The organism is Aeromonas ichthyocola (genome assembly GCF_046087985.1).
GTDB classification, from domain to species: domain Bacteria; phylum Pseudomonadota; class Gammaproteobacteria; order Enterobacterales; family Aeromonadaceae; genus Aeromonas; species Aeromonas rivipollensis.
The window spans coordinates 335,990-359,205 of record NZ_JBJSWH010000004.1; the positions used below are offsets into that span (position 1 = coordinate 335,990).

The following is a 23,216-nucleotide window of genomic DNA, read 5'->3' on the forward strand; positions in this document are numbered from 1 at the left end:
ACCGGCGACACAGCGCTAATGGCCCCCGGCTCCTCTGACCTCTGGGTCTGGTCTCAGACGGTTTTCATCAGCGACCCCAACAGGCAGCAGAGTGTGATGATGGGACCCGGGCTCTGCTGGCTTGGCCTCAGGCCGATTCCATCAGGGCGCCCAGCTGGCGACACAGCTGGCGCAGGGTCTGGTTGTCGAGGCAGCCGAAGCCGAGCAGCCAGCCCTCCCGGGTAGGAGGGGCGAGGTGATACTGGTGCAGGGGGCGCAGCCCCAGCCCCCGGGCGTTGGCCGCCTCGGTCCAGCGGGCCTCGCCCCCGGCGGGAAGCAGCACGGCGCACTGCAACCCGGCGCCGCTGTGGATGGGGGTGAGCTGGGGGCAGTGCTCGGCCAGCTCGGCCAGCAGCAGATCCCGCCGGCTCTGGTAGACGAGGCGGCTCTGGCGCAGGTGGGTGGCGAAGTGCCCGGCGCGGATGAAGTCCGCGGTGACCGCCTGCTGCAACTGGTTGCTGTGGCCGTCGACGGCGGCGCGGGCCCGGCTGAAGGCCTCCATCAGGGGGCGTGGCAACACCAGGTAGGCGAGACGCAAGGAACCAAACAGCACCTTGCTGAAGGTCCCCACATAGAGGACGCGCCCCTGGCTATCCAGCCCCTGCAGGGCGGGGAGCGGCCGCTGATCGTACTGGTACTCCCCGTCGTAGTCGTCCTCCAGGATCCAGGCCCCGCGCCGCTCGGCCTCCGCCAGCAGTGCCATGCGGCGCGGCAGGCTCATGGGTACGCCCAGGGGGTACTGGTGGGCCGGGGTGCAGTAGATGAGCCTGGGACTGGGGTGTTCACCGGCAGGATTGAGCCCCTCCTCGTCCACCGGCACCGGGTGGATGCGGGCGCCGGCGCTCTCCATGGCTGTACGGGCGCCGGGATAGCCCGGATCCTCCACCCAGACGGTGTCACCGGCATCGATGAGCAGCTGGGTCGCCAGCAATATGCCCTGCTGGGAGCTGGTGAGGATCAGGATCTGCTCCGGTTCGCACACCACGCCCCGCGACTGCACCAGGTAGCTGCTGATGGCGGCGCGAAGCTCCCCCAACCCCTGGGGATCCCCGTAATTCATCCAGTCGCTGGCACCCTGGCGCCACTGCTGCTGCATCAGGCGACCCCAGAGCGCCTGGGGAAAGAGGCGGGGATCCGGCTGGCTGGATGCAAAGGAGCTGCCCACCTCGGGCACCTCGTGGCAGGCCCCCCCTTGCGCCATCTCCTGACCACGGCGAGAGAGCCCCGCAGCCGACTGGGGCGGGCGAGGCGCGGGGCGCACCGCCGCCAGGGCGACGAAGCTGCCGGCCCCCACCTTGCGCACCGTGCTGCGGGAGACACCGAGATCCCGGGCCAGCATGCGGCTGGCCGGCAGCCTGCCGTGCAGCGGCAGATGGCCCGCCAGTATCGCCTCCCGCAGGGTGCGCACCAGCTGTTCGTGTAGGGGAAGATCGTTTTGCTGCTGGTCGGCAAAGAGGGTCGGCAGGACAGTCATGACTGGCCTCCGCTGGGCTGGGGCAGATGGCCCCCCCATCCGGACATGGCTTCACGCAGGGTACGCACCAGCTGTTCGTGCAGGGGAAGATCGTTTTGTTGCTGGTCGGCAAAGAGGGTCGGCAGGACAGTCATGACTGGCCTCCGCTGGGCTGGGGCAGATGGCCCCCCCATCCGGACATGGCCTCCCGCAGGGTGCGCACCAGCTGTTCGTGTAGGGGAAGATCGTTTTGCTGCTGGTCGGCAAAGAGGGTCGGCAGGACTGTCATGACTGGCCTCCGCGGGGCCGGGGCAGGTGGCCCCCCCATCCGGACATGGCCTCCCGCAGGGTGCGCACCAGCTGTTCGTGGAGCGGCAGCTCGCCGTGTTGCTGATTGGCAAAGAGGGTCGGCAGGACTGTCATGGCACTTCCCGTTGCGGATAAATTGGTCTGCCCATATTGGCAAAATTGGTCGGCGTGGCAAGGCCATTTTGTCGCTACATTGGTGGACAAGGAAGTGAAGCAATCCCATTGGCAACACACATTGGTCACAGAAGGAGTCTGCATGTCGGAATACAGCGCCACCATCAGCTGGCAGCGAGGGGCCAGCGAGCCCTTTGTCGATCAGCGCTACAGCCGGGCCCATGAGTGGGCGTTTGACGGCGGAGTCAGGGTGCCCGCCTCCTCCTCCCACCATGTGGTGCCCTTGCCCTTTTCGGTGGCGGAGAATGTCGATCCGGAGGAGGCTTTCGTCGCGGCCCTCTCCAGCTGCCACATGCTGACCTTCCTCTGGCTGGTCGCCAGGGCGGGTTATCTGGTGGAGAGCTACCGGGATGAGGCCGTCGGCATCATGGAGAAGAATGAGCGGGGCCGCCAGTCCATCACCCGGGTCACCCTGCGCCCCAGGGTGCGGTTTGGCGGCGAGCGCCAGCCCGATCTCGCCGCGCTGGAGCGGCTGCACCACCAGGCCCACGAGGAGTGCTTCATCGCCAACTCGGTCAACACAGTCGTCACCACAGAAATAACGCTGTAATCACAAGGAGGTTCAGGATGAGTCATGTATTGAGTACTGGTGTCGCGAGCCCGCTGGAGGCCAGCGCCTTCTTCGAGGCCCAGTTGAAGTTTCGTACCGATCCGGCGGATCTCGCCGCCGATCTGCTGGCCGGGGAGGCGGCTGAGGGGGGCAGCATAGTGGTCATCGACACCCGCTCCCCCGCGCACTACGCCGAGGGTCATATTCCCGGTGCCATCTCCTTCCCCCATAGCACCATGAGCCCGACGACCACGCAGGGGCTGTCGCAGGACAAGGTCTATGTCTGCTACTGCGATGGCATCGGCTGCAACGGCTCGACCCAGGGGGCCTACAAGCTGGCGGCCCTGGGCTTCAGGGTCAAGGAGCTGATGGGCGGTCTGCACTGGTGGCGCCAGGACGGCTTCGCCGTCGCCACCGGCAGTGAGGCCGGCGTGCTGCTGGAAGGGGGGATCGCCTGTGCCTGCTGACCCCGTCTTCAACGGCCATGGCCAGCCCCTGGGCGAGTCTCTGCCCGACTGGCGTGGCGCCGAGTTTCCCCCCCATCGGGTGCTGAGGGGCTGGGGCTGTCGTCTGGAACCGCTCGATCCCGAGCACCACGGCGGCAGCCTGTGGCAGGCCTTCAGTGCCGACAGTGGGGCCATGTGGACCTATCTCACCAGCGGCCCCTTCGAGGATGAGGCGGCCATGCTGGGCTGGCTGCGAGGAGTCGCCGCCAGGGTCGATCCCCAGTTCTATGCCATTGTCGATGAGGGGAGTGGCCGGGCGCTCGGGCTTGCCAGCTACCTGCGCATCGACCCCGCCGCGGGCTGCGTGGAGGTGGGCTGGCTGCACTTTTCGCCAGCCCTGCAGCAGTCGCGGCTTGCGACGGCGGCCATGGCGCTGATGATGGCCAATGCCTTCGCCCTGGGCTATCGCCGCTACGAGTGGAAGTGCAATGCCCTGAATCGGCCCTCCTGGCAGGCGGCGCTGCGCCTTGGTTTCAGCTACGAGGGGACCTTCCGCCAGGCCCGGGTGGACAAGGGGCACAGCCGGGATACCGCCTGGTTCTCTGTGATAGACGGCGAGTGGCCCGCCCTCAAGGGCTGTTTCGAGCGCTGGCTGGCGGATGCCAACTTCGACGAACAGGGGCGCCAGCGGCTGCGGCTCTCCGAGCTGACCGCCACCTGCCGGATGACGCCATAAGCCTGTGGTCCCTTGGGCCCCACTGGCAAAACGAGAGAGGCCCCGATTGCGGGGCCTCTCTCATGCTGGACCTTGCTTAACAAGTGGCCTTACTCATGGTGCTCGTCCCTTAGTGTTCACCGATGGGCGCGGCGATCCACTTCAGAAGGCGAAGCATGTCCTGCGGCGCCACCCCGACCGAGAGGCCGCGTTTGCCGCCGCTCACCAGTATCTCGTCAAACGCCATGGCGGAGTCGTCCAGCACTGTCGGCAGCAGCTTCTTCTGGGCCAGCGGGCTTATGCCCCCCACCTTGTAGCCGGTCAGCTTCTCGGCCTCGGCCGGTTTCATCATCTCCACCTTCTTGAGCCCGGTGGCCTTGGCGAGCTGCTTGAGGCTGCACATGCCGGAGGAGGGGACTATGGCGACCACCGCCTGCTTGTCGTGGTGGGCCAGCAGGGTCTTGAACACCTGAGCCTGGGGCAGGCCGAGCTGGGTCGCGGCATGCTTGCCAAAATCGTCGTGGGCCTCGCACTCGTAGGGGTAGAGCTTGTGGGGGATCTTGAGCTTCTTCAGCAGGTTGATGGCAGGTGTCATGGGGTCTCCTCGGGCCTAAACAAGGCCAGACAGTCTGCGCCCGGGCGGCGGGCATGGCAAGTGGCCGTCCTCGATGGTGCTCATCTTGGGGGTGGCCCATATTCGCGAAACGGCCGCCTCACACCTATGATCTGGGGCTGTCTCTCCCCCTGCCTATACTGGCTGTGAGCAGGTGTTGGCGATCGAAAGGAATCCTGGCCATGAATACCCCGGTAAACAGCTTCATCGACATGGGCACCCTGGGGCGTTATGACGCCCTTGCCCGGCTGACCGCCCTGGACCGAGCCTATGGCATAGCCGAGTTCGATCTCGATGGCCGCATGGTGTCGGTCAATGGGTTGTTCTGCGACCTCCTCGGTTATGGGTCCGAGGAGCTGATAGGTCAGTCTCACCTGTTGCTGCTTCCCCCCGAGCAGCAGGAGGAGCACGATAGCTTCTGGCAGGGGGTACTCAGCGGCGAGATCCGCTCGGGGTCGTTTCGCCGCATCATGCGCGGGGGCGGCAGTGTCTGGATCCACGCCACCTATATGCCCATCACCAACGAGGCGGGGACCCTGCTCGGGGTGATCAAGCTGGCCCATGACATCACCCCCGAAGTGCTGGCGGAGCAGCGCGTCGAGCAGCAGAGCCAGTTGTTCGACATAGTGGTGGCCGCCCACCAGAGCTTTCTGCTCGATCGCAATCTCGGCTCCGCCTGCGACACCGTCTTCGAGCGGCTGCTGAGCGTGAGCCAGAGCGCCTATGGCTTCATCGGCATCATCCAGTACGAAGACGAGCGTCCCAGCCTCTACATCCCCTCCATCTCCAATATCTCCTGGGACCAGGCCACCCACGCCTGGTATGAGCAGCAACGCCAGAGCAGAGGGGGGCTCATCTTCAACAAGCTCGACAACCTGTTCGGCCACGTGGTCACTCACAACACCCTGGTGTGCTGCAACGATCTGCCGAGTCATCCGGCGAGTCGCGGCGTCTCTCCCCGGGGTCATCCCCATCTGGACAGCTTTCTCGGCATTCCTATACGCCACAAGGGGGAAGCCATCGGCATGATAGCCCTGGCCAACCGCCCGGGCGGCTTCGACGAAACCCTGGTGAGCTTGCTGGAGCCGCTCACCACTGCCCTGGGCACCCTGATCCACGCCCGCAATCTGGAGGACGAACGCAGCCACATGGAGCGGGTGCTGCGCTTCAACGCCGAACACGACTTTCTCACCAAGCTGCCCAACCGCAGCAGCTTCTTCAGTCAGGCCAATGTGCTGCTCGATCACATCCAGCGCCATCCGGCCGAGGGGGAAGCCTGTTGCCTGGCCCTGATCGACATCGATTTCTTCAAGCAGATCAACGATGAGCATGGCCACCTTGCCGGTGATGCGGTGCTCGAGGAGCTGGCCCGTCTGCTGATGCAGGCGGTGCGCAGCCAGGATCTGGTGGCGAGGTTCGGCGGGGAGGAGTTCATCATGCTGCTGCGCGGCACCACTCAGGAGGAGGCCCGCGCCATCATGGATCGCACCCGCCAGCAGATAGAGCAGCACCCCTTCTTGCATCAGCACCAGCCAATAGCCGTCACCATCAGCGTGGGCCTCACCCCCTATCAGATGGGCTACCGCTGCATGGATGACTGGCTGCTGTGCGTGGATCAGCGCCTCTACGAGGCCAAGCGCCAGGGACGCAACTGTATTGCCTAGGGGCTGGATAGCCAAAATAGAAAGGGCGCCATATAGGCGCCCTTTTATGTCAGGAAGTGAAGCTGGATAGCCCGGCCATCAACCCGTGTTGCGCATGCCGGCTGCTATGCCGGCTATGGTGACCATCAGCGCCTGATCCAGCTCGGGGTGCAGGGTCTCAGGGTTCTTGCGCGAGCGACCAAGCAGCTCGACCTGCAGCACGTTGAGCGGGTCTGTGTAGGGGTTGCGTAGCTTGATGGACTCCTTGATCCAGGGCTGGTCGTCCAGCAGGTCACCCTGCGGGCGCAGCTCTAGCACCACCTGGATGGAGTCGGCAAGCTCCTGACGCAGCTGCTTGCCGAGGGCCCACAGCTCTTGCGGCACCAGACGGGTGTCGTAGTACTCCGCCAGCCAGAGGTCGGCCTTGAGGAACACCATCTCCAGCATCTCGAGGCGGGTGCGGAAGAAGGGCCACTGGCGGCTCATCTCGTCCAGCACGCTCTTCTGGCCGTCATCTATGGCCTGCTGCAGGCCCTTGTGGGCACCGAGCCAGGCTGGCAGCATCAGCCGGTTCTGGGTCCAGGCGAAGATCCAGGGGATGGCGCGCAGGCTCTCGACGCCGCCGTTGGGCTTGCGCTTGGCGGGACGGGAACCTAGCGGCAGCTTGCCGAGCTCCATCTCAGGGGTGGCGGCGCGGAAGTAGGGCACGAAGTCCGGGTGGCCGCGCACTATGCTGCGGTAGTGATCGCAGGAGACGGTGGCCAGCTGCTCCATCACGGCGCGCCAGCACTCCTTGGGCTTGGGCGGCGGCAGCAGGTTCCCCTCCAGCACGGCGCTGGTGTAGAGGTTCAGGCTGTGGATGGCGACCTTGGGCAGACCGAACTTGAAGCGGATCATCTCCCCCTGTTCGGTGACTCGCAGGCCACCGCGCAGGGATCCCGGGGGTTGGGACAGGATCGCCTGATGGGCGGGGGCGCCGCCGCGACCGACGGTGCCGCCACGGCCATGGAACAGGGTGAGGCGGATGTTGTTGGCTTCAGCCAGCCCCACCAGGGATTCCATGGCGGCGTACTGGGCCCAGCCGGCGGCCATCATGCCCGCATCCTTGGCGGAATCCGAGTAGCCGATCATCACGTACTGGCGACCCTGGATGTAACCGCGATACCAGTCCACCGACAGCAGGCGATCCATCACGGCGGTGCCCGCCATCAGATCTTCCTGGGTCTCGAACAGCGGTGCGACCGGCATGCGGAACTTGCAGCCGGCTTCCTTCAGCAACAGCTGCACCGCCAGTACGTCCGAGGGGGCGCCCGCCATGGAGATGATGTAGATGCCGAACGCATCGGGGTCGTGACCGGCGATCACCCGGCAGGTATCTATGGTCTCGCGGGTCTCGTCGCTCGGTGCCCAGTCGGTGGGGATCAGCGGGCGGCGGGAGTTCAGTTCGTTGAGCAGGAAGGCCTGCTTGTCGTCCTCGCTCCACTCGGCGTAGTCCCCCATGCCGAGGTAGCGGGTCAGCTCGGAGAAGACCTGACCGTGACGCTCGCCATCCTGGCGGATGTCTAGCTTGACCAGGTGGATGCCGAAGCAGGCCAGCTTGCGCAGCACATCCAGCAGCATGCCGTCGGCTATGTTGCCCATGCCGCAGGCATGCAGGGAGTGGTAGCAGAGCTCCAGCGGCTCGCGCAGCTGGGCCGTGGTCTTGACCAGATCGCGGCTCTCGCTCGCCTGACCCTGCACCTTGGCGGTGAGGAACTCCTGGGTCTCGCGCAACTGCTCGCGCAGCTCGCGCACCAGGGCGCGGTAGGGCTCGGGGTTGTCACCGACCCGGGCGCGCACGGCCTCGGTACAGTCGGCCATGGAGAGCTCAGAGGTGAGCTCCTTGATGTCCTTGTAGAAGAGGTTGACCGCCATCCAGCGGCCCAGCTCCAGCACCTCGGCGGTCACCTTGGCGGTGACGAAGGGGTTGCCATCGCGGTCACCGCCCATCCAGGAGGTGAACTTGACCGGCGCGGCATCCAGGGGCAGGCGCACACCCAGGTGGTGTTGCAGACGCTCGTCCAGGTTGCGCATGAATTCGGGAATGGCCGGCCACAGGCTGTTCTCCACCACGGCGAAGCCCCACTTGGCCTCGTCCACCGGGGTCGGGCGCTGTTCGCGGATCTCGTTGGTGTGCCAGGCCTGATTGACCAGCTGTTCGATGCGATTGAGGATCTTGTCCCGCTCGCGGGGCAGCAGATCGGAGAGCTCCAGCGCTTCCAGGCAGTCGTTGAGCTGGACGTGCTTGTGGATCAGGGTGCGACGGGTCACCTCTGTGGGGTGGGCGGTCAGCACCAGATCGATGTCCAGCTCGCGCACCGCCTGGATGATGGCCTCCTGGGAGAGGTTGGATGCCTTGAGCTTGGCGAACATCTGCTCAAGCGGGTCCGGCGTGCACTCCTGCTCTTCGCAGCGACGGGAGATGGTGTGGAACTGCTCCGCCACGTTGGCCAGATTGAGGAACTGGCTGAAGGCGCGGGCCACCGGCAGCAGCTCGTCATCGGAGAGGGTACGCAGGGTCTCTAGCAGGCGTTCCCGGTCAGTCTCGTTGCCCTTGCGGGAGGACTTGGCCAGTTGACGAATGGTCTCAATCTTGTCGAGGAAGGCTTGACCCTGATGATCCTTGATGGATTTACCCAGCAGTTGGCCCAACATGCCTACGTTGGCCCGTAGTGCGGCGTACTTTTCGTTCATTCCACATCCTTATTTTTGTTGGTGCCCCTTGACCTTCCGGGGGGAGAGGCAGCCTCACTTATTGTTGTGCGATTACAACATATGCTCCGTCATCTTAGGGGGACAATCTACCCAGATTGTCTGCGCAAGGTCAAATAACAAGCCGATTCAGAACATGTATTTCCCTCACCTGTCCCGAGGCAGCATGTCATGTAACTTACTTACATTCCCGTCGAGCTAGATGCAGAAATGCCGGATCAGGTGCTGCAGCACCGCCGTGGTCGGTTTGACGAACGACAGATCCAGGTACTCGTCCGGCTGATGGGCCTGGGTGATATGGCCCGGGCCCATCACTATTGTCTGGCATCCCAACTGCTGGATAAAGGGGGCCTCGGTGCAATAGTTCACGGACTCGGCGGCGCGGCCGCTCGCCTTCTCGGCTTCCCTTACCAGATCTGAGCCCTCCTCGCAGGCATAGGCCGGAATGGGCTCGTGCAGGTGCTGCAGGTGCAGGCAACCCGGCTGGTGGATCTCGATGGGGGAGAGCGCTTCTTTGAGCATGCCCATCAGCTCATCCGGCCCAACTTGCGGGGTGGGGCGCATGTCGATGTGCAACTCGCAGCAGCCGCAGATGCGGTTAGGGCTGTCGCCCCCCTGGATGTAGCCGAGGTTCAGGGTGGGTTGCGGCACCGCGAACCTGTGGTCGGCGTAGCGCTCCTTGAGATCCCGCTGCAGCTTGAGCACCTGGCCCATGGCTTTGTGCATGATCTCCATGGCGTTGACCCCGTTGGCGGGATCCGAGCTGTGGCCGCTCTTGCCCGTGATGCGAATGGCCTCGGACATGTGGCCCTTGTGAGCCACCACGGGCACCAGGCCGGTGGGCTCGCCTATCACCGCATAGTCAGGTTTGATCTCGGCGGCCGCGGCGATGGCACGGGCGCCCGCCATTGTGGTCTCCTCATCGGCGGTGGCCAGGATGCGCAGCGGCTTGCTGAGCTTGCTGAGATCGACCTCCTTGAGCGCCTCCACGATGAAGGCGAAGAAGCCCTTCATATCGATGGTGCCGAGCCCGTACAGGCGGTTGCCCTCCTCGGTCACCTTGAAGGGATCCTTGCTCCAGCCCCCCTCGTCGAAGGGCACAGTATCGGTATGGCCCGCCAGCAGCAGGCCCCCTTCCCCCTGGCCATAGGTCGCCACCAGGTTGAACTTGCCCGGCAGGTCGGGCAGCGCCGTCACCTCGCACTGGAAACCCAGCTGGCCGAACCAATCGGCCAGCAGCCGGATCACCGCCTCATTGCTCTGATCCCAGCGGGGATCCGTGCTGCTGATAGAGGGAATCGCAATAATATTCTTATAAAGTGAAAAAAAATCCAGATTGGCCATCAGCTGCTCCTTGCGTCCCCGGAGTGTTTCTGTTAGAAAATACAAATGCAAAGTGAGTGCATGAATATTCTGTTCGAGCGCTCATCAACAAGGCTTCTAGTTGTAAGGGAAAGTTAATGTTCTGTCACCTGATCTGTAACCGACGACGCATATCCGCCTGAATTGCCCCTCCGCACTCGTTGCATCTAAGGGGCGATAGCCGACCCCTTGCACCGCAGCACCACGCTGTGAATTTCGAACCCAGACTTGGAATACTCAAACATGCTCAATACCGTTATCGTCGGTGCCAGTGGCTACGCGGGGGCCGAACTGGCCGCACTGGTCCAGAACCATCCAGAGCTCAAGCTGTTCGGCCTCTATGTCTCCGCCGGCAGCCAGGACGCACACAAGCGCTTCTCTTCCCTGCATCCCCAGTGGGTCGGTGAGCTGGATCAGCCGCTGCTGCCGCTGGACGAGGACGGCATGACCCGGATCCTGACCCAGGCCGATCTGGTGCTGCTGGCCACCGCCCACGAGGTGAGCGCCGAGCTTGCCCCCAAGTTCCTGTCCAAGGGACTGCCGGTGTTCGATCTCTCCGGTGCCTTCCGGGTCAAGGATCAGGGGTTCTACTCCTCCTTCTACGGCTTCACCCACGACAGCGAGCAGTGGCTGGAACAGGCCGTCTACGGTCTGGCCGAGTGGAATGCCGATGCCATTGCCGCCGCCCAGCTGATTGCGGTGCCCGGCTGCTACCCGACCGCCTCTCTCTGCGCCCTCAAGCCGCTGCAGCAGGCCGGTCTGATTGCCGAGGGATGGCAGCCCATCATCAACGCTGTGTCCGGTGTATCCGGGGCCGGTCGCAAGGCCGCTATCAACACCAGCTTCTGCGAAGTGAGCCTGAGCCCCTACGGCACCTTCAATCACAGACACCAGCCGGAGATCAGCCACCACCTGGGCAAGGGGGTGCTGTTCCAGCCCCACCTCGGCAACTATGTGCGGGGCATACTGGCCACCATCTATGTGCAACTGGCGGATGGCGTGACGCAGACCCAGGTGGATCAAGCCTATCTCAAGGCCTATGAGGGCAAGCCCCTGGTGCGCCTCACCGGCCAGATGCCCTCCATCCGTGGCGTGGCCAATACCCCTTACTGTGACCTCGCCTGGCAGCAGCAGGGCAACATGCTGGTGGTGGTCTCCGCCATCGACAACCTGCTCAAGGGTGCCGCCTCCCAGGCGATGCAGTGCATAAATATCAAGTTTGGTTTTGAACCGGCCACCGGCCTGATTTAACGCTTTAAGGAAGGATCGAGAAGATGGACAAGCAGACGCTGGTAATCAAGTTGGGCGGTGCCCTGATCGAGAACGACGAGGCGCTAACCGCCCTGTTCGCTACCCTGAAAACCTTCCTGGACGATCAGCACCGTCCCCTGGTGCTGGTGCACGGTGGTGGCTGCCTGGTGGATGACCTGCTCAAGGGACTGGGGATGACCTCCACCAAGAAGAACGGCCTGCGGGTCACCCCGTTCGAGCAGATCCCCTTCATCGCCGGGGCCCTGGCGGGCACGGCGAACAAGATGATGATGGCCAAGGCCATCGCCACCGGCATCCCGGCGGTGGGTCTCTGCCTCGCCGACGGCGGCCTCTGCCAGGTGACCCAGCTCGACCCGGATCTCGGCGCCGTAGGTGACTGCCAGCCGGGCAACCCGGCGCTGGTGGCCGGCATCCTGGGGCAGGGCTTCCTGCCGGTGGTGAGCTCCATCGGCATCACCGCTGACGGTCAGCTGATGAACGTCAACGCGGATCAGGCGGCCACCGCCATTGCCGAGGCGCTCGGTGCCGATCTGGTGATGCTGTCGGACGTGAGTGGCATCCTGGATGGCAAGGGCAAGCTGGTTGCCAAGCTGGACAAGCAGAGCGCGCTGGACCTGATGGAGAAGGGGGTTATTACGGACGGCATGGCGGTCAAGGTGAAGGCAGCCCTGCACGCCGCAGAGACCCTGGGCAAACCTGTCTGTGTCGCCAGCTGGCGCTACCCGGATCAACTGCTCAAGCTGCTGGCGGGCGGTGCCGTCGGCACCCAAGTCACCCTCTAACCCTGGCCGGAAAAAGGAACATCCGATGCAACATCTTCTGAAAGACAGCGACTTGAGCAAGGCCCAGATCGAGGCGCTGATAGCTCTGGGCAAATCGGTCAAGGCCGACCCCAAGAAGTACGGCCAGGCGCTGGCGGGCAAGAGCGTGGTCACCCTGTTCGAGAAGCCTTCCCTGCGCACCCGGGTCACCTTCGACATCGGCATCGCCCGGCTCGGCGGTCACAGCGTCTACCTGGATCAGCAGAACGGCGCGCTCGGCAAGCGGGAATCGGTGAAGGATTTCGCCGCCAACCTGTCCCGCTGGTGTGACGCCATAGTCGCGCGGGTGTTCGATCACCAGACCCTGGTCGAGCTGGCGGAGCATGGCTCTGTGCCCGTGGTGAACAGCCTGTGCAACCTCTACCACCCCTGTCAGGGGCTGGCGGACTTCATGACCATCAGCGAGCATTACAGCGATCTCTCCAAGGTGAAGCTGGCCTACCTCGGCGATGGCAACAACGTCAGCCACTCCCTGCTGCTGCTGGGGGCGACACTCGGCACCGATGTGACTCTGGTCTGCCCGAAAGGCCACGGCCCGGACACCCAGATCTTCCTGCAGGCCCAGGCGCTGGCGGCGCAATCTGGTGCACACATCAACATCAGCGATGACGTGGGCGCCATCGAAGGCTTCGACGTGGTTTATACCGACACCTGGGTTTCCATGGGTGACAACACACCAATGGAGCAGGTAAAAGATATCTTCATGCCTTATCAGATCAACCAGGCTCTGCTCGATCGCACCGGCATCCAGCATGTGCTGCATTGCCAGCCGGCGCACCGGGAGCTGGAGATCACCTCGGAGGTCATGGACGGACCAGCCTCCCTCATCATGGATGAGGCAGAAAACCGGATGCATATCCAGAATGCCGTGCTGCTGACGCTTTTGGGTCATAAATAAGCCGGCAACCGACCCTGAATCACAACCTTATCGAATCATCACGGAGAGAAGTAAATGAGCGGAATCAACAAGATCGTACTGGCTTACTCGGGCGGACTGGATACCTCGGCCATCATTCCCTGGCTGAAGGAGAACTACGATGCGGAGATCATCGCCTTCGTCGCCGACGTCGGTCAGGAGCGTGACGATCTGGAAGGGATCGAGCAAAAAGCCATCGCCTCCGGCGCCACCAAGTGCATCGTCAAGGATCTGCGGGAAGAGTTCGTCAAGGAGTACGTCTATCCGACCCTGAAGACAGGCGCCGTCTACGAAGGCACCTACCTGTTGGGCACCTCCATGGCCCGTCCCATCATCGCCAAGGCGATGGTGGAAGCGGCCCTGGCGGAAGGCGCAGACGCCATCTCCCACGGTTGTACCGGCAAGGGCAACGATCAGGTGCGTTTCGAAGGCGCCGTGGCCGCCCTGGCGCCCCAGCTGAAAGTGATCGCCCCCTGGCGTCTGTGGGACATGCGCTCTCGGGAAGATCTGCTGGCCTATCTGGAAGCCCGCGACATCCCCTGTAAGGCAACCCTGAAGAAGATCTACAGCCGCGACGCCAACGCCTGGCACATCTCCACCGAGGGTGGTGAGCTGGAGAGCACCTGGAACGAGCCGTCCGAAGCTGTCTGGCAGTGGACTGTCTCCGCCGAGCAGGCACCGAACGAGCCGGAATACGTCAAGCTGACCGTGGCCCAGGGCGAAGTGGTGGCCGTTGACGACCAGCCCCTGACCCCGCACCAGATCCTGATGACCCTGAACGAGCGTGCCGGCAAGCACGGCGTGGGCCGCATCGACATCACCGAGAACCGCATGGTGGGTATGAAGTCCCGTGGCTGCTACGAGACCCCGGGTGGCACCGTCATGGTGGCGGCACTGCGCGCAGTGGAAGAGCTGGTACTGGACAGACCGACCCGCGCCTGGCGCGAGAAGCTGGGTGCCGAGTTCTCCCACCTGGTCTATGACGGTCGCTGGTTCACCCCGCTGTGCAAGGCCATTGTCGCCTCCGCCAACGCCATCGCCGAGGATCTCGACGGTGAAGTGGTGCTGAAGATGTACAAGGGCCAGGTCACTGCGGTGCAGAAGAAGTCGCCGAACAGCCTCTACTCCGAAGACTTCGCCACCTTCGGCGCCGACGAGGTGTACGACCAGAGCCACGCAGAAGGCTTCATCCGTCTCTACACCCTGGCGAGCCGGATCCGCGCCATGAAGGAGCAGCATCAGGCCATCGGCGGTGACCACACCCACGGCTAAGCCGCAGGATTAAATCCGCTGGTACCGGTGAGGGGGCATGGCCCCCTCACTTATAAGCGGCGACCTGGTTCCCTCGTCTGTAGGAGGGGGAAGGATAACCGATGAGCTGTGACAAGAGCGGCAGCACCCTGGCCGCTTCTGTGAGATAACAGGGGCAGTGTGAATATGGTGCTGAAGCATTTTCTCCCTTCTCCCGCTTACTTGAAAAAGAATGAGGGAAGGGGCGGGGATGAGGGATTGCCCTCACCCTAGCCCTCTCCCAGAGGGAGAGGGAACCGATCGAGGTTAGGTGTGGTGGCAGCTCATTTTTTGTTGGCAGATTAACCACGATTTACCCGTAGATCACCGTCTTGCTCCCTTCTCCCCTTGCGGGAGAAGGGTTGGGGATGAGGGGGAAATTGCCCTCACCCTAGCCCTCTCCCAAAGGGAGAGGGCACTGGTTCGCAGTTACTTGATGTGACAGCAGCAACATCGCTCGCTACCGCACTGTTATGCAGAAAAATACAGGGCAAGATTTCAGCGCGCAGGCCAAGGGGCCGCGCGAGTAGGGCAGGCGCAGGCGCTGCCGACAACGAATTCAAGGAGAGCAGTATGGCACTTTGGGGTGGACGCTTCAGTCAGGGAGCCGATAGCAGGTTCAAGCAGTTCAACGATTCGCTGCGGTTCGATTACCGCCTGGCGGAGCAGGATATCCAGGGCTCCATGGCCTGGGCCAAGGCGCTGGTCAAGGTGGGCGTATTGACCAGCGATGAGCAAGGCAAACTGCAGCAGGCGATGGAAGTGCTGCTGGCCTCGGTGCAGCAGGATCCCCAGCAGATCCTGAGCTCGGATGCCGAAGACATCCACTCCTGGGTCGAGGGCAAGCTCATCGATGCCGTCGGCACCCTGGGCAAGAAGCTGCACACCGGCCGCTCGCGCAACGATCAGGTCGCCACCGATCTCAAGCTCTGGTGCAAGGCCCAGGGTGAGCTGCTGCTCGGCTCCATCACGGCGCTGCAACAGGGGCTGGTCGCTTCCGCCCGTGCCAACCAGGCCGCGGTGCTGCCCGGTTACACCCACCTGCAGCGTGCCCAACCGGTCACCTTCGCCCACTGGGCGCTGGCCTATGTGGAGATGCTGGAGCGGGATCACTCCCGTCTGCAGGATGCCCTCAAGCGCCTCGACACCAGCCCGCTCGGCTGCGGCGCCCTGGCGGGTACGGCGTACGCCATCGACCGGGAAGCGCTGGCGCTCGATATGGGCTTTAGCGGCGCCACCCGCAACAGTCTGGATTCGGTCTCCGATCGGGATCACGTGGTGGAGCTGATGCACGTGGCGTCCCTCTCCATGACCCACCTGTCGCGTTTTGCGGAAGATCTTATCTTCTACAACACCGGCGAGGCGGGCTTCGTGGAGCTCTCCGATGCGGTCACCTCCGGCTCTTCCTTGATGCCCCAGAAGAAGAACCCGGATGCGCTCGAGCTTATTCGTGGCAAGACAGGCCGGGTGGTGGGCGCCCAGATGGGCATGCTGATGAGCCTGAAGGCGCTGCCGCTGGCCTACAACAAGGACATGCAGGAAGACAAGGAAGGGCTGTTCGACGCCCTCGACACCTGGCACGACTGCCTCGACATGGCGGCCCTGGTGCTGATCGATCTCAAGGTGAATGGCGAGCGCACCAAGGCGGCGGCCCAGGGCGGCTATGCCAATGCCACCGAGCTGGCGGACTATCTGGTGGCCAAGGGGATCCCCTTCCGTGAGGCGCACCACATAGTCGGCGAGACTGTGGTCTACGCGATCCAGGTGAAGAAGCCGCTGGAGGAGCTCTCTTTGTCTGAGTTCCAGCGCTTCAGCCCTGTGGTGGGGGAGGATGTCTATCCGAACCTGGAGCTGGAAGCCACCCTGGCCAAGCGGGTCGCCAAGGGCGGCGTCGCCCGCGAGCAGATAGAAGCTGCCCTCACCGCCGCCGAACAGTGGCTGGCCAAGCGCGCTGGCTGAATTGCAGCGGCCAGGGTCCCATGAGCAGAAAACGGCAACCTCGGGGTTGCCGTTTTTTTATGTGCTCTATTGTGCGGGCAAGTCTGCGGCTATGTCAGCAAGTGTCCTCAGCCCTTGCTGGCACTGGCCTGATGCACGGCATCGGTGAGCAGGGTCTGCAACTGGTGCTCGGCCTCATTGGGTTCATTGCCGGCCCTCAGCAGGGCGATCCCCAGGGTGCCCGGCGATGGCAGCACATCGGTCAAGGGGGATAGGGTGGCCGGCATGCCTAGGGTGGAGCGCACAGTGAGCCCGAGCCCTGCCTGCAAGGCCGCCCAGATGCCCGCCAGACTCTGGCTGGTGAAGGCGATGCGCCAGGGGATCCCGGCCTCGTCGAGGGCCCGGGTGGCCCGTGATCGCATCAGGCAGGGGGCATCGAAGACCACCAGGGGCAGAGGCTCCCCCCGTGCCAGCAGAGGGGCAAGCTCCCAGTCCGGGTGCGCTATCCATTGCAGTGGCACCAGGTCGATAAGCTTGGCATCCATCCCCTCATCTTGTGGCTGCCAGGTCAGGGCCATGTCGAGGCTGCCCTCCCTGATCCCTTTCGTCAGCGGCCCATTGCGATCGATGCGGGTCGTCATGCGCAGCCCAGGGTGCAGGCGACAGAAAGGCCCCAGCACAGCCGGCAGCAAAGACTCGCCAAAGTCCTCCTGTACTCCCAGCCTGATCTCTCCTTGCAGCAACTCCCCCTTCAGGGCGCGCATGGCCTCGTCATTGAGATCCAGCAGCCGTTTCCCATACCCCAGCAGCAGTTCGCCCTGGGGGGTCGGGACCAGGTGGCGCCCGCTGCGAGCGACCAGCGCCGTGCCGCATTGCTGCTCGAGTTTTTTCAACTGGGCGCTGACTGCCGAGGTGGAACGGCATAGCCGCTGCGCCGCCAGCGCAAAGTTGCCGCACTCCATGCCGACGACATAGCTGCGCAGGGCATCGAGATCCAGGTTCAGGGAAAGGGGTGTCATAATTGTCCTGATAATCGGGATTATTGGTCTTTGATATTTCGATTTTCTAAATTGTAGCAGTGGGGGAGAGTGGCTTCACCAACCAAGGAGATTGCCATGACCCATCCTGTTCTTGATCGTGACGACCTGGCGCTGACAGCGCCGAGACTGTCCCAGCTAGCGGAAGAGACGCTGTTTGGCGATATCTGGCAGCGGCCCGCCCTGTCAGCCCGCGAACGCAGTCTGATCACCCTGGCTATACTGGCGTCCCTGGGCCGGGTGCAACAGTTGCCCTGGCACATAGCGTTCGCCCAGCAAAACGGCCTGACACGGGATCAGCTGGAGGAGCTGTTCACCCATCTCGCCTTCTACGCCGGCTTGCCCGCCGCCGTCACCGCCGTGAGCCTGCTGCCCGCCCGCGAGGAGGCCAACCCATGCCGCTGACCCGCATCACGGTGCGCGAGGGGATGAGTGACGCGCGCCTGCAACAGCTCTCCGATCTCTATCACCAGACCCTGGTGGAGGTGTTTGATGTGCCGCCGGAGGACAAGTTCCAGATCCTGGAGGCCTTGCCGGCCAGGGCCCTCGTCTATCACCCTCACTACCAGACCGGCCGCCGGGACGGCGACTTCATCCTGTTCCAGATCCTGGCGGGGAAGCCCCGCAGCACTGCGGTCAAGCAGCGGCTCTATGAGCGGCTCGCCGAGCGCCTGCATGCGGATTTGGGCATCCATCCCGACAACCTTATGGTGGTGATCCAGATGAACGGCAGCGAGGAGTGGAGCTTCGGACGGGGTCTAATGTTTCGGCAGGAGGTGAGCTTATGATCGCCATGCACTACAGATTCACCCTGCCGGCGGACTACGACATGGGGCTCATCGAAGAGCGGATCGCCAGCAATGGCGCCAGACTCGACGGCTTCCCCGGCTTGCTGTTCAAGACCTATCTCTATGGCCGCCATGACGAGGCCGCACTGCCATGCCGGGAGAATCGCTATGCCCCCTTCTATGTGTGGCAAAGCGCCGAGGCGATGCGCAGCTTCATTGTCAGCGAGGGCTTCGCGGCACTCACCAGGCAGTTTGGCTGGCCCCATATCGAGACCTGGCATCTGCTGTCAGCCCCGCAGGTGGAGGAGCTCGAGCATGCCAGGGTGGCCATCTTGCGGCGCACTCCCATTGCGCCCCATTCCAGCCTGGCCGAGCTGCACACTGGGGCCATGGTGAGCGGATGGGACCTTTCCCGCTGGCAGTGGCTGGAGGTGGATCTGTTGGCGTCGCTCCCACAGGCGATACCGGCAGGGGCCGATGCCTATCACATAGGCTATCTGGCCCAAGGGAGCCCTTTACCCTGAACGGGTGACAGCGGCTATCCGCTGGCGGCCAAGGCTTTCTTCGGTGGCGCTCGGCAGGCAAACTCGAGATGATGCTTTCCCGCCATGGGATCATCTCGACGGGTTTAGTACGGACACACCACCACGGATAAAGGAGCCTGCATGTACCTGCCACCCCATTTCGAAGCCACAGATCCCGCCTCTTTGCATCGGCTGATGCGCGCTTATCCCCTGGGGGCCCTGGTCACCCAGGGCCCCCAGGGGCTGGATGCCAATCACCTGCCGTTCGAGTTCGATGCCGATGAGGGGGAGCATGGGATCTTGCGGGCCCATGTGGCGCGCAACAACCCGCTCTGGCAGGAGGTGAAGGAAGGGCAGGAGGTGCTGGTGATCTTCAGGGCCGTCGAGGGCTACATCTCCCCCAACTGGTATCCGAGCAAGCAGGCGCACCACAAACAGGTTCCCACCTGGAACTATGCCGTGGTGCACGCCCACGGTCGCATCCGAGTGCGGGACGATGCCCGCTTCGTGCGTCGCCTGCTCGCCACCCTGACCCGCACCCAGGAGGCTGCCGAGCCCGCTCCCTGGAAGATGGCGGACGCGCCCAGAGACTATATCGAGGCCATGGTGCAGGCTGTGGTGGGCATAGAGATCGAGATCGACCAGCTGGTCGGCAAGTTCAAGCTGAGTCAGAACAAGGAGAAAGAAGACAGGGAGGGCGCCATCCAGGGGGCCCGTGAGCGGGACGGGGAGGCGCTGGCCAATGCCATGCAAGAGGCCATGCCGCCTGCAGCAGACTAGCCGTGCCGCCCCAGAGTCTGGGGTTTGAGTGAATAAAAGCAACGGCAACCTTGGTTGCCGTTGCTTTTATTCCCGCTCCCGCCCCTGCTGCCTTGGCTTTTCGTCAGGGGGCTGTGCGGGGCGCTGCTCTTCTGCTAGTTGCCCGGCGGCATCCCTATAGCTCGTCGAAGGGGCGGCGCTTCTCCTGCTCCAGCACTATGGCCTCCAGGTTGGCAACCCGCTCCTGCAACTCCTTGATGATGAGATCCTGCTTGCCGAGGCGATCCGTGATGCGGGCATCCCCCAGCTGGTAGCGGGCGCGTTTGCCAAGATAACCGAACAGCACGCTGATAAAGACGATCAGGACTATGCCTGTCCACAGACTCATGAATGACTCCCTGTTGTTTCAAGCCCTATGCTCCATGGGCATTATCGGCACCGGATGCCGTCATATCAACGGAATACACTGGATGTGAAAATATCGTCCATTGAGAGTGCTGGATTTGAGAGCCGCCATGCCGGCTAATATGCAGCAAAGAAACATGTATGTTCTCAAGGGCTCTATGCCTGCCGTCAATGGGGGCTAGGATATTCCCTTGAAAGTATGGTCAGGCTATATGGAGCCGGTCTGAGAAGCTGAGATAGCCATTGATTTTAACCTTGAGCAGTTTTCTTTCCGGGAAGGACGAGGTAAATACCATGACTCGTTTCCCATTCATCATTACGTGCAGATCAGATACGCGGAATTTTTGCAGTATATTGGTACTTGGCATCGACAGGTAGCGATGCTTGTCCATCAGCGGTGTCGTGTCCTGATAGAATTTAAAGATGACGATGTTATTGAGGAAGCTGATCTGGAGTCCTTTCGTCAGGCGGCGTTCATATTTGTCCAATGCATAATATGTCAAAATTCCTTGTTGGCAAGTTCCTTTGTATGCTCGCCCATTTTGTTCATCAATGCCCTCCACTTTGTAATTACAGCCTGCCCCATTTGCAATACCGAATAGCAGCAATGAAATGGACATCATGGCCAGCGTGGAGAAAACCTTGGTTAGTTTTACTCTCAATTTAGGACTCCTCGAGTACATGGCGTATGAATGATTCGATATCGAACTCTATGGGCATGCTGGAAAAGTGGAAGTCGGGATCGTCACTGGTACAAATAATGACATCTTGCTTTGGTACACAGACGGTTGGCGAGGCTTCATATAAATAAACCATCAAGGTTGATATGATGAATGCGGCTGCGGCAGAAAAAATGAAAAACCACATCAGGTTTTTTATTATCGGCTTGAACTGCCATGTCCAGACGCGAGAGGAGACGCAAGGCACCATACCCGCATTTGCAACATGTTGTTCACCATGATGCTCTTCACCTAACATAGGGTCATCGCCTGTGTTACTACTCTCTTGTTTCTCTTCCTGAGTTGCCTCTTCTCGCACTGCATGAGCGTCGGCAAGGTTCATGACATAGCCGAGCCTGGGGATATTTTTTATTTCAATGCCAGCACTTTTCAACGCACTCCTGATATTGCTGATTGCCACTGTCAGTGCGCTCGAGCTGACCGGTTTGCCAGACCAGCCTATCGATATAAGTTGTTCCTTCTCAATGACGGTGCCTTTTTTTGCGAAGAGTGCAGAAACGATTCTTACTTCCGCGATGGACAGCGTTACATCAAAAAGCAAATCACCAGCAGGGCCGATAACCATGACGTTGTTGCCGTTCGCATCCAACGCAAGTTCAGTTGATGGGTTCATGTCATTACACCAAATTATAGATACATTGCGTTATCTATAGACGCTTACATTTAACATCGTGATCACCGCCAATTAACCACGGTCAGCAGAACACTCACAATATGAATGGCTTAGTATATATGGTTTCCACCTTTACCACAGGAGGTGGGCATGACTATTAGTCATGGATATAGGGGGTTTTAGTAACAAATAGTGACAGGCGAAATGCCAAGTTGCTAGTAATTCCTATTTATCCCTACTTGCCTACAGGGCAGAAGGGTCCTGATGTTAGCATCACCTATGTCGGCAATCCATGGTGTGGAGAAAATTTATCCATATGCTTATTTGTTATGTAGATAATCGCTATAGATTCATTTTATATAAATGAAACAGGCATGCATGATTTGATACTCGGGGCTTTGATATGGGCGCATACACTTTAACATTCTCTCAGCGTAATGTGCTTATTATTGATGATGCACAGGCTGTTATCTCGGTAGTGAGAACCATGTTGAGATCCATGGGTTTTTCGGATAACTGCATTGATTATGCAAAAGAGGGTAAGTCTGCGCTCAATTGTATCAAATTGAAAAAATATGATGTCATCATATGTGATTACAACTTGGGTGATGGCCTAAACGGCAAACAGCTTCTGGAAGAGATAAGGCATGGTCGATTGTTGGGGCCTGATAATGTCTTTATCATGATCACCGGAGAATCATCCAAGACTATTGTCAGTTCGATAATAGAGCTGAGACCGGATGACTATATTTTGAAACCATTCAATCAACAGCAATTACAAAGCAGATTGAGGGGGGCGCTGAGTAAAAGAAGCCAGTATCGTGCACTTTATGAGCTGGACCATCAGAATGATGCTGCTGCCGGTATTGCCTTGTGCGATGAGTTGCTCAGTAATGACAATGTCGATCAACTGCTGGTGAATCAATTTAAAGGTCAGTTTTTGCAGTCATTACGGCAATATAATGAAGCGCAAGAGCTATACAGGGATCTCTATAATAAACACGCCGATGCCTGGATCAAGATTGAGCTTTGCAACGTTCTTGTCGAGTTGGGTGATTATGATGAAGTGGAATCCATCATGACACATACGAACAATGACAATACAGTATCAGCGTTGCCAGAATTGAGTGTGATGAGCAAACTTGAAATATATAAAAACAATATTCCAGAAGCAATTTCTCATCTCTCGCTGGCATCCACTCTCGCTCCAGGAAACCCTGACAGAGAGCTGGTGATTGCAAACTTGTGCCTTTCCGAAAGTGATTATATCAATGCGGAGCGGCGATACACCGTCTATCGAGCATGCTGCAAAGGTACTTTCAGAGATGATCTAATATCCTCTCTTAATGTCATCAGAGCCATGCTTTTTTCAATCGAGGAAGAAGATTATAGTTCTGCACGGCACAATAATCTTAGAAAGATAGAGTCTTTTATTTTCACGCTATACGGTTCTACTTCCTCGCCAGATGAAAAAATGAGCGTAGAAGTATTATATATTCATGCCAGCATCCTGAGTGGCGAGCTGGGCAAAGCCATGTTGTTATTTTATAAAGTGATGAAGGCCGATGTGAATATCGACTTTTACACTCGTTATCACCTATGCAAAATATGCAGTCTGTTGATGTTTGATGCTCTATATAAAGAGAACTTTCAAATAGCATCCGAGGCGTCTTTGAATATAGGTGGCCTGTTGGTATCGAAAAGTTGCATGATCATGCTGCATTCACTGGATATGAGGCATGCCAGCCAGAAGAGGCTTTATCAGAAAAAATACGATGCGTCTCTGTTACATCGTGCGCGGCAACCCCAGAAAGAACTTGCGACCTTGATACAGCTTCATCAAATGAACCCATACTTGCAGCAGGTTGCTCTCAGAATAATTGAACTGCTTGGGATGATATGGCCAAGAATGCTGAACAAGATGGAAGTGTTAAGTCTTATTGAATCCTGTGACAACACAGTATCTACCATAATGTCGTTGCCGCAGCAGCAACATAAAAACTATCAAAATATACTTTTGGTCGCCAAGCAGCATACAGAGCACAAAAGGGCTTAGGG

Annotated in this window: 25 protein-coding genes; 14 read left to right on the forward strand and 11 right to left on the reverse strand. The window is 60.6% G+C overall.

Going from position 1 to position 23,216, the window contains the following annotated elements:
- Positions 1-127 precede the first annotated feature (127 nt).
- Genes pdxR through ACF2JD_RS14115 form a run of 4 tightly spaced genes read right to left on the reverse strand, consistent with a single transcriptional unit; the run spans position 128 to position 1,915 of the window.
- Complete coding sequence (pdxR, locus tag ACF2JD_RS14100; RefSeq protein WP_440987637.1) at positions 128-1,513, reverse strand: MocR-like pyridoxine biosynthesis transcription factor PdxR; 1,386 nt, start codon at positions 1,511-1,513, stop codon at positions 128-130.
- Positions 1,510-1,647: a hypothetical protein gene (locus tag ACF2JD_RS14105; protein WP_163137619.1), complete on the reverse strand. Its 138-nt coding sequence runs from the start codon at positions 1,645-1,647 to the stop codon at positions 1,510-1,512. The genes pdxR and ACF2JD_RS14105 overlap by 4 nt, the downstream gene beginning before the upstream one ends.
- The gene (locus ACF2JD_RS14110) at positions 1,644-1,781 is read right to left on the reverse strand and encodes a hypothetical protein (RefSeq protein ID WP_163137619.1); all 138 of its coding nucleotides are present in this window, start codon (positions 1,779-1,781) and stop codon (positions 1,644-1,646) included. Before ACF2JD_RS14110 ends, ACF2JD_RS14105 begins: the two co-directional genes overlap by 4 nt.
- Complete coding sequence (locus tag ACF2JD_RS14115) at positions 1,778-1,915, reverse strand: hypothetical protein (RefSeq protein ID WP_368170540.1); 138 nt, start codon at positions 1,913-1,915, stop codon at positions 1,778-1,780. The genes ACF2JD_RS14110 and ACF2JD_RS14115 overlap by 4 nt, the downstream gene beginning before the upstream one ends.
- A 142-nt stretch (positions 1,916-2,057) precedes the next feature.
- On the opposite strand from ACF2JD_RS14115, the gene ACF2JD_RS14120 reads away from it, so the two are divergent.
- Genes ACF2JD_RS14120 through ACF2JD_RS14130 form a run of 3 tightly spaced genes read left to right on the forward strand, consistent with a single transcriptional unit; the run spans position 2,058 to position 3,707 of the window.
- On the forward strand, positions 2,058-2,525 hold the full coding sequence (locus ACF2JD_RS14120) for an OsmC family protein (RefSeq protein ID WP_234690730.1): 468 nt from the start codon (positions 2,058-2,060) through the stop codon (positions 2,523-2,525).
- 17 nt (positions 2,526-2,542) lie between these two features.
- Entirely contained in the window at positions 2,543-2,992 is a 450-nt protein-coding gene (locus tag ACF2JD_RS14125; protein ID WP_440987638.1) for a rhodanese-like domain-containing protein, read from the forward strand.
- A complete protein-coding gene (locus tag ACF2JD_RS14130) occupies positions 2,982-3,707 on the forward strand; it encodes a GNAT family N-acetyltransferase (RefSeq protein WP_234566978.1) in 726 nt (241 codons plus the stop codon). The genes ACF2JD_RS14125 and ACF2JD_RS14130 overlap by 11 nt, the downstream gene beginning before the upstream one ends.
- A 109-nt stretch (positions 3,708-3,816) precedes the next feature.
- On the opposite strand, the gene ybaK is transcribed toward ACF2JD_RS14130, so the two are convergent.
- Positions 3,817-4,281, reverse strand: coding sequence for a Cys-tRNA(Pro) deacylase (gene ybaK, locus ACF2JD_RS14135; protein ID WP_163147155.1), 465 nt, complete (start codon positions 4,279-4,281; stop codon positions 3,817-3,819).
- Positions 4,282-4,481: 200 nt separating this feature from the next.
- Between ybaK and ACF2JD_RS14140 the strand changes: the two genes are divergently transcribed.
- On the forward strand, positions 4,482-5,963 hold the full coding sequence (locus ACF2JD_RS14140) for a diguanylate cyclase (RefSeq protein WP_440987639.1): 1,482 nt from the start codon (positions 4,482-4,484) through the stop codon (positions 5,961-5,963).
- Positions 5,964-6,041: 78 nt separating this feature from the next.
- Here ACF2JD_RS14140 and ppc read toward each other — a convergent pair whose 3' ends face one another.
- On the reverse strand, positions 6,042-8,675 hold the full coding sequence (ppc, locus tag ACF2JD_RS14145; protein ID WP_408776776.1) for a phosphoenolpyruvate carboxylase: 2,634 nt from the start codon (positions 8,673-8,675) through the stop codon (positions 6,042-6,044).
- Between the two features lie 216 nt (positions 8,676-8,891).
- Positions 8,892-10,037 carry an acetylornithine deacetylase gene (argE, locus tag ACF2JD_RS14150; protein WP_234566979.1) on the reverse strand — a complete coding sequence of 382 codons (1,146 nt, stop codon included), beginning with the start codon at positions 10,035-10,037 and terminating at the stop codon, positions 8,892-8,894.
- 261 nt (positions 10,038-10,298) lie between these two features.
- On the opposite strand from argE, the gene argC reads away from it, so the two are divergent.
- The 5 genes from argC (at position 10,299) to argH (ending at position 16,313) form a co-directional block, all read left to right on the forward strand.
- Complete coding sequence (gene argC / locus ACF2JD_RS14155; RefSeq protein ID WP_234676745.1) at positions 10,299-11,306, forward strand: N-acetyl-gamma-glutamyl-phosphate reductase; 1,008 nt, start codon at positions 10,299-10,301, stop codon at positions 11,304-11,306.
- A 23-nt stretch (positions 11,307-11,329) separates the two neighbouring features.
- Entirely contained in the window at positions 11,330-12,109 is a 780-nt protein-coding gene (gene argB / locus ACF2JD_RS14160; RefSeq protein WP_106885778.1) for an acetylglutamate kinase, read from the forward strand.
- Between the two features lie 25 nt (positions 12,110-12,134).
- Positions 12,135-13,046, forward strand: coding sequence for an ornithine carbamoyltransferase (locus ACF2JD_RS14165; RefSeq protein WP_171273212.1), 912 nt, complete (start codon positions 12,135-12,137; stop codon positions 13,044-13,046).
- A gap of 54 nt (positions 13,047-13,100) precedes the next feature.
- The gene (locus ACF2JD_RS14170) at positions 13,101-14,336 is read left to right on the forward strand and encodes an argininosuccinate synthase (protein ID WP_005324853.1); all 1,236 of its coding nucleotides are present in this window, start codon (positions 13,101-13,103) and stop codon (positions 14,334-14,336) included.
- A 591-nt stretch (positions 14,337-14,927) separates the two neighbouring features.
- Positions 14,928-16,313, forward strand: a complete 1,386-nt coding sequence (gene argH, locus ACF2JD_RS14175) for an argininosuccinate lyase (protein WP_440987640.1) — start codon at positions 14,928-14,930, stop codon at positions 16,311-16,313.
- 107 nt (positions 16,314-16,420) lie between these two features.
- On the opposite strand, the gene ACF2JD_RS14180 is transcribed toward argH, so the two are convergent.
- A complete protein-coding gene (locus tag ACF2JD_RS14180; RefSeq protein WP_440987641.1) occupies positions 16,421-17,311 on the reverse strand; it encodes a LysR substrate-binding domain-containing protein in 891 nt (296 codons plus the stop codon).
- A 96-nt stretch (positions 17,312-17,407) separates the two neighbouring features.
- Here ACF2JD_RS14180 and ACF2JD_RS14185 point away from each other — a divergent pair, with 96 nt between their 5' ends.
- From ACF2JD_RS14185 to ACF2JD_RS14200, 4 genes are all read left to right on the forward strand, one after another.
- Entirely contained in the window at positions 17,408-17,734 is a 327-nt protein-coding gene (locus tag ACF2JD_RS14185; RefSeq protein WP_163137629.1) for a carboxymuconolactone decarboxylase family protein, read from the forward strand.
- Positions 17,725-18,117, forward strand: coding sequence for a tautomerase family protein (locus ACF2JD_RS14190; RefSeq protein ID WP_440987642.1), 393 nt, complete (start codon positions 17,725-17,727; stop codon positions 18,115-18,117). Before ACF2JD_RS14185 ends, ACF2JD_RS14190 begins: the two co-directional genes overlap by 10 nt.
- Complete coding sequence (locus ACF2JD_RS14195) at positions 18,114-18,641, forward strand: DUF4865 family protein (RefSeq protein WP_440987643.1); 528 nt, start codon at positions 18,114-18,116, stop codon at positions 18,639-18,641. Before ACF2JD_RS14190 ends, ACF2JD_RS14195 begins: the two co-directional genes overlap by 4 nt.
- Before the next feature lie 141 nt (positions 18,642-18,782).
- Positions 18,783-19,421, forward strand: coding sequence for an FMN-binding negative transcriptional regulator (locus ACF2JD_RS14200; protein WP_440987644.1), 639 nt, complete (start codon positions 18,783-18,785; stop codon positions 19,419-19,421).
- Positions 19,422-19,575: 154 nt separating this feature from the next.
- On the opposite strand, the gene ACF2JD_RS14205 is transcribed toward ACF2JD_RS14200, so the two are convergent.
- The 3 genes from ACF2JD_RS14205 to ACF2JD_RS14215 all read right to left on the reverse strand — a co-directional run bounded on the left by ACF2JD_RS14205 (position 19,576) and on the right by ACF2JD_RS14215 (position 21,158).
- Entirely contained in the window at positions 19,576-19,788 is a 213-nt protein-coding gene (locus ACF2JD_RS14205; RefSeq protein ID WP_111910502.1) for a hypothetical protein, read from the reverse strand.
- A gap of 220 nt (positions 19,789-20,008) precedes the next feature.
- Positions 20,009-20,467 (reverse strand): hypothetical protein, encoded by a 459-nt coding sequence (locus ACF2JD_RS14210; RefSeq protein ID WP_234566987.1) that lies wholly within the window; start codon positions 20,465-20,467, stop codon positions 20,009-20,011.
- Between the two features lies 1 nt (position 20,468).
- Entirely contained in the window at positions 20,469-21,158 is a 690-nt protein-coding gene (locus tag ACF2JD_RS14215) for a winged helix-turn-helix domain-containing protein (protein ID WP_440987645.1), read from the reverse strand.
- 403 nt (positions 21,159-21,561) lie between these two features.
- Between ACF2JD_RS14215 and ACF2JD_RS14220 the strand changes: the two genes are divergently transcribed.
- On the forward strand, positions 21,562-23,214 hold the full coding sequence (locus ACF2JD_RS14220) for a response regulator (RefSeq protein ID WP_440987646.1): 1,653 nt from the start codon (positions 21,562-21,564) through the stop codon (positions 23,212-23,214).
- Positions 23,215-23,216 lie beyond the last annotated feature (2 nt).

What these genes read in the sequence shown, in the direction of transcription:
- pdxR (WP_440987637.1), bottom strand. Translation starts at nt 1,513, where the DNA reads ATGACTGTCCTGCCGACCCTCTTTGCCGACCAGCAGCAAAACGATCTT.
- ACF2JD_RS14105 (WP_163137619.1), bottom strand. Translation starts at nt 1,647, where the DNA reads ATGACTGTCCTGCCGACCCTCTTTGCCGACCAGCAACAAAACGATCTT.
- ACF2JD_RS14110 (WP_163137619.1), bottom strand. Translation starts at nt 1,781, where the DNA reads ATGACAGTCCTGCCGACCCTCTTTGCCGACCAGCAGCAAAACGATCTT.
- ACF2JD_RS14115 (WP_368170540.1), bottom strand. Translation starts at nt 1,915, where the DNA reads ATGACAGTCCTGCCGACCCTCTTTGCCAATCAGCAACACGGCGAGCTG.
- ACF2JD_RS14120 (WP_234690730.1), top strand. Translation starts at nt 2,058, where the DNA reads ATGTCGGAATACAGCGCCACCATCAGCTGGCAGCGAGGGGCCAGCGAG.
- ACF2JD_RS14125 (WP_440987638.1), top strand. Translation starts at nt 2,543, where the DNA reads ATGAGTCATGTATTGAGTACTGGTGTCGCGAGCCCGCTGGAGGCCAGC.
- ybaK (WP_163147155.1), bottom strand. Translation starts at nt 4,281, where the DNA reads ATGACACCTGCCATCAACCTGCTGAAGAAGCTCAAGATCCCCCACAAG.
- ACF2JD_RS14140 (WP_440987639.1), top strand. Translation starts at nt 4,482, where the DNA reads ATGAATACCCCGGTAAACAGCTTCATCGACATGGGCACCCTGGGGCGT.
- ppc (WP_408776776.1), bottom strand. Translation starts at nt 8,675, where the DNA reads ATGAACGAAAAGTACGCCGCACTACGGGCCAACGTAGGCATGTTGGGC.
- argE (WP_234566979.1), bottom strand. Translation starts at nt 10,037, where the DNA reads ATGGCCAATCTGGATTTTTTTTCACTTTATAAGAATATTATTGCGATT.
- argC (WP_234676745.1), top strand. Translation starts at nt 10,299, where the DNA reads ATGCTCAATACCGTTATCGTCGGTGCCAGTGGCTACGCGGGGGCCGAA.
- argB (WP_106885778.1), top strand. Translation starts at nt 11,330, where the DNA reads ATGGACAAGCAGACGCTGGTAATCAAGTTGGGCGGTGCCCTGATCGAG.
- ACF2JD_RS14165 (WP_171273212.1), top strand. Translation starts at nt 12,135, where the DNA reads ATGCAACATCTTCTGAAAGACAGCGACTTGAGCAAGGCCCAGATCGAG.
- ACF2JD_RS14170 (WP_005324853.1), top strand. Translation starts at nt 13,101, where the DNA reads ATGAGCGGAATCAACAAGATCGTACTGGCTTACTCGGGCGGACTGGAT.
- argH (WP_440987640.1), top strand. Translation starts at nt 14,928, where the DNA reads ATGGCACTTTGGGGTGGACGCTTCAGTCAGGGAGCCGATAGCAGGTTC.
- ACF2JD_RS14180 (WP_440987641.1), bottom strand. Translation starts at nt 17,311, where the DNA reads ATGACACCCCTTTCCCTGAACCTGGATCTCGATGCCCTGCGCAGCTAT.
- ACF2JD_RS14185 (WP_163137629.1), top strand. Translation starts at nt 17,408, where the DNA reads ATGACCCATCCTGTTCTTGATCGTGACGACCTGGCGCTGACAGCGCCG.
- ACF2JD_RS14190 (WP_440987642.1), top strand. Translation starts at nt 17,725, where the DNA reads ATGCCGCTGACCCGCATCACGGTGCGCGAGGGGATGAGTGACGCGCGC.
- ACF2JD_RS14195 (WP_440987643.1), top strand. Translation starts at nt 18,114, where the DNA reads ATGATCGCCATGCACTACAGATTCACCCTGCCGGCGGACTACGACATG.
- ACF2JD_RS14200 (WP_440987644.1), top strand. Translation starts at nt 18,783, where the DNA reads ATGTACCTGCCACCCCATTTCGAAGCCACAGATCCCGCCTCTTTGCAT.
- ACF2JD_RS14205 (WP_111910502.1), bottom strand. Translation starts at nt 19,788, where the DNA reads ATGAGTCTGTGGACAGGCATAGTCCTGATCGTCTTTATCAGCGTGCTG.
- ACF2JD_RS14215 (WP_440987645.1), bottom strand. Translation starts at nt 21,158, where the DNA reads ATGAACCCATCAACTGAACTTGCGTTGGATGCGAACGGCAACAACGTC.
- ACF2JD_RS14220 (WP_440987646.1), top strand. Translation starts at nt 21,562, where the DNA reads ATGGGCGCATACACTTTAACATTCTCTCAGCGTAATGTGCTTATTATT.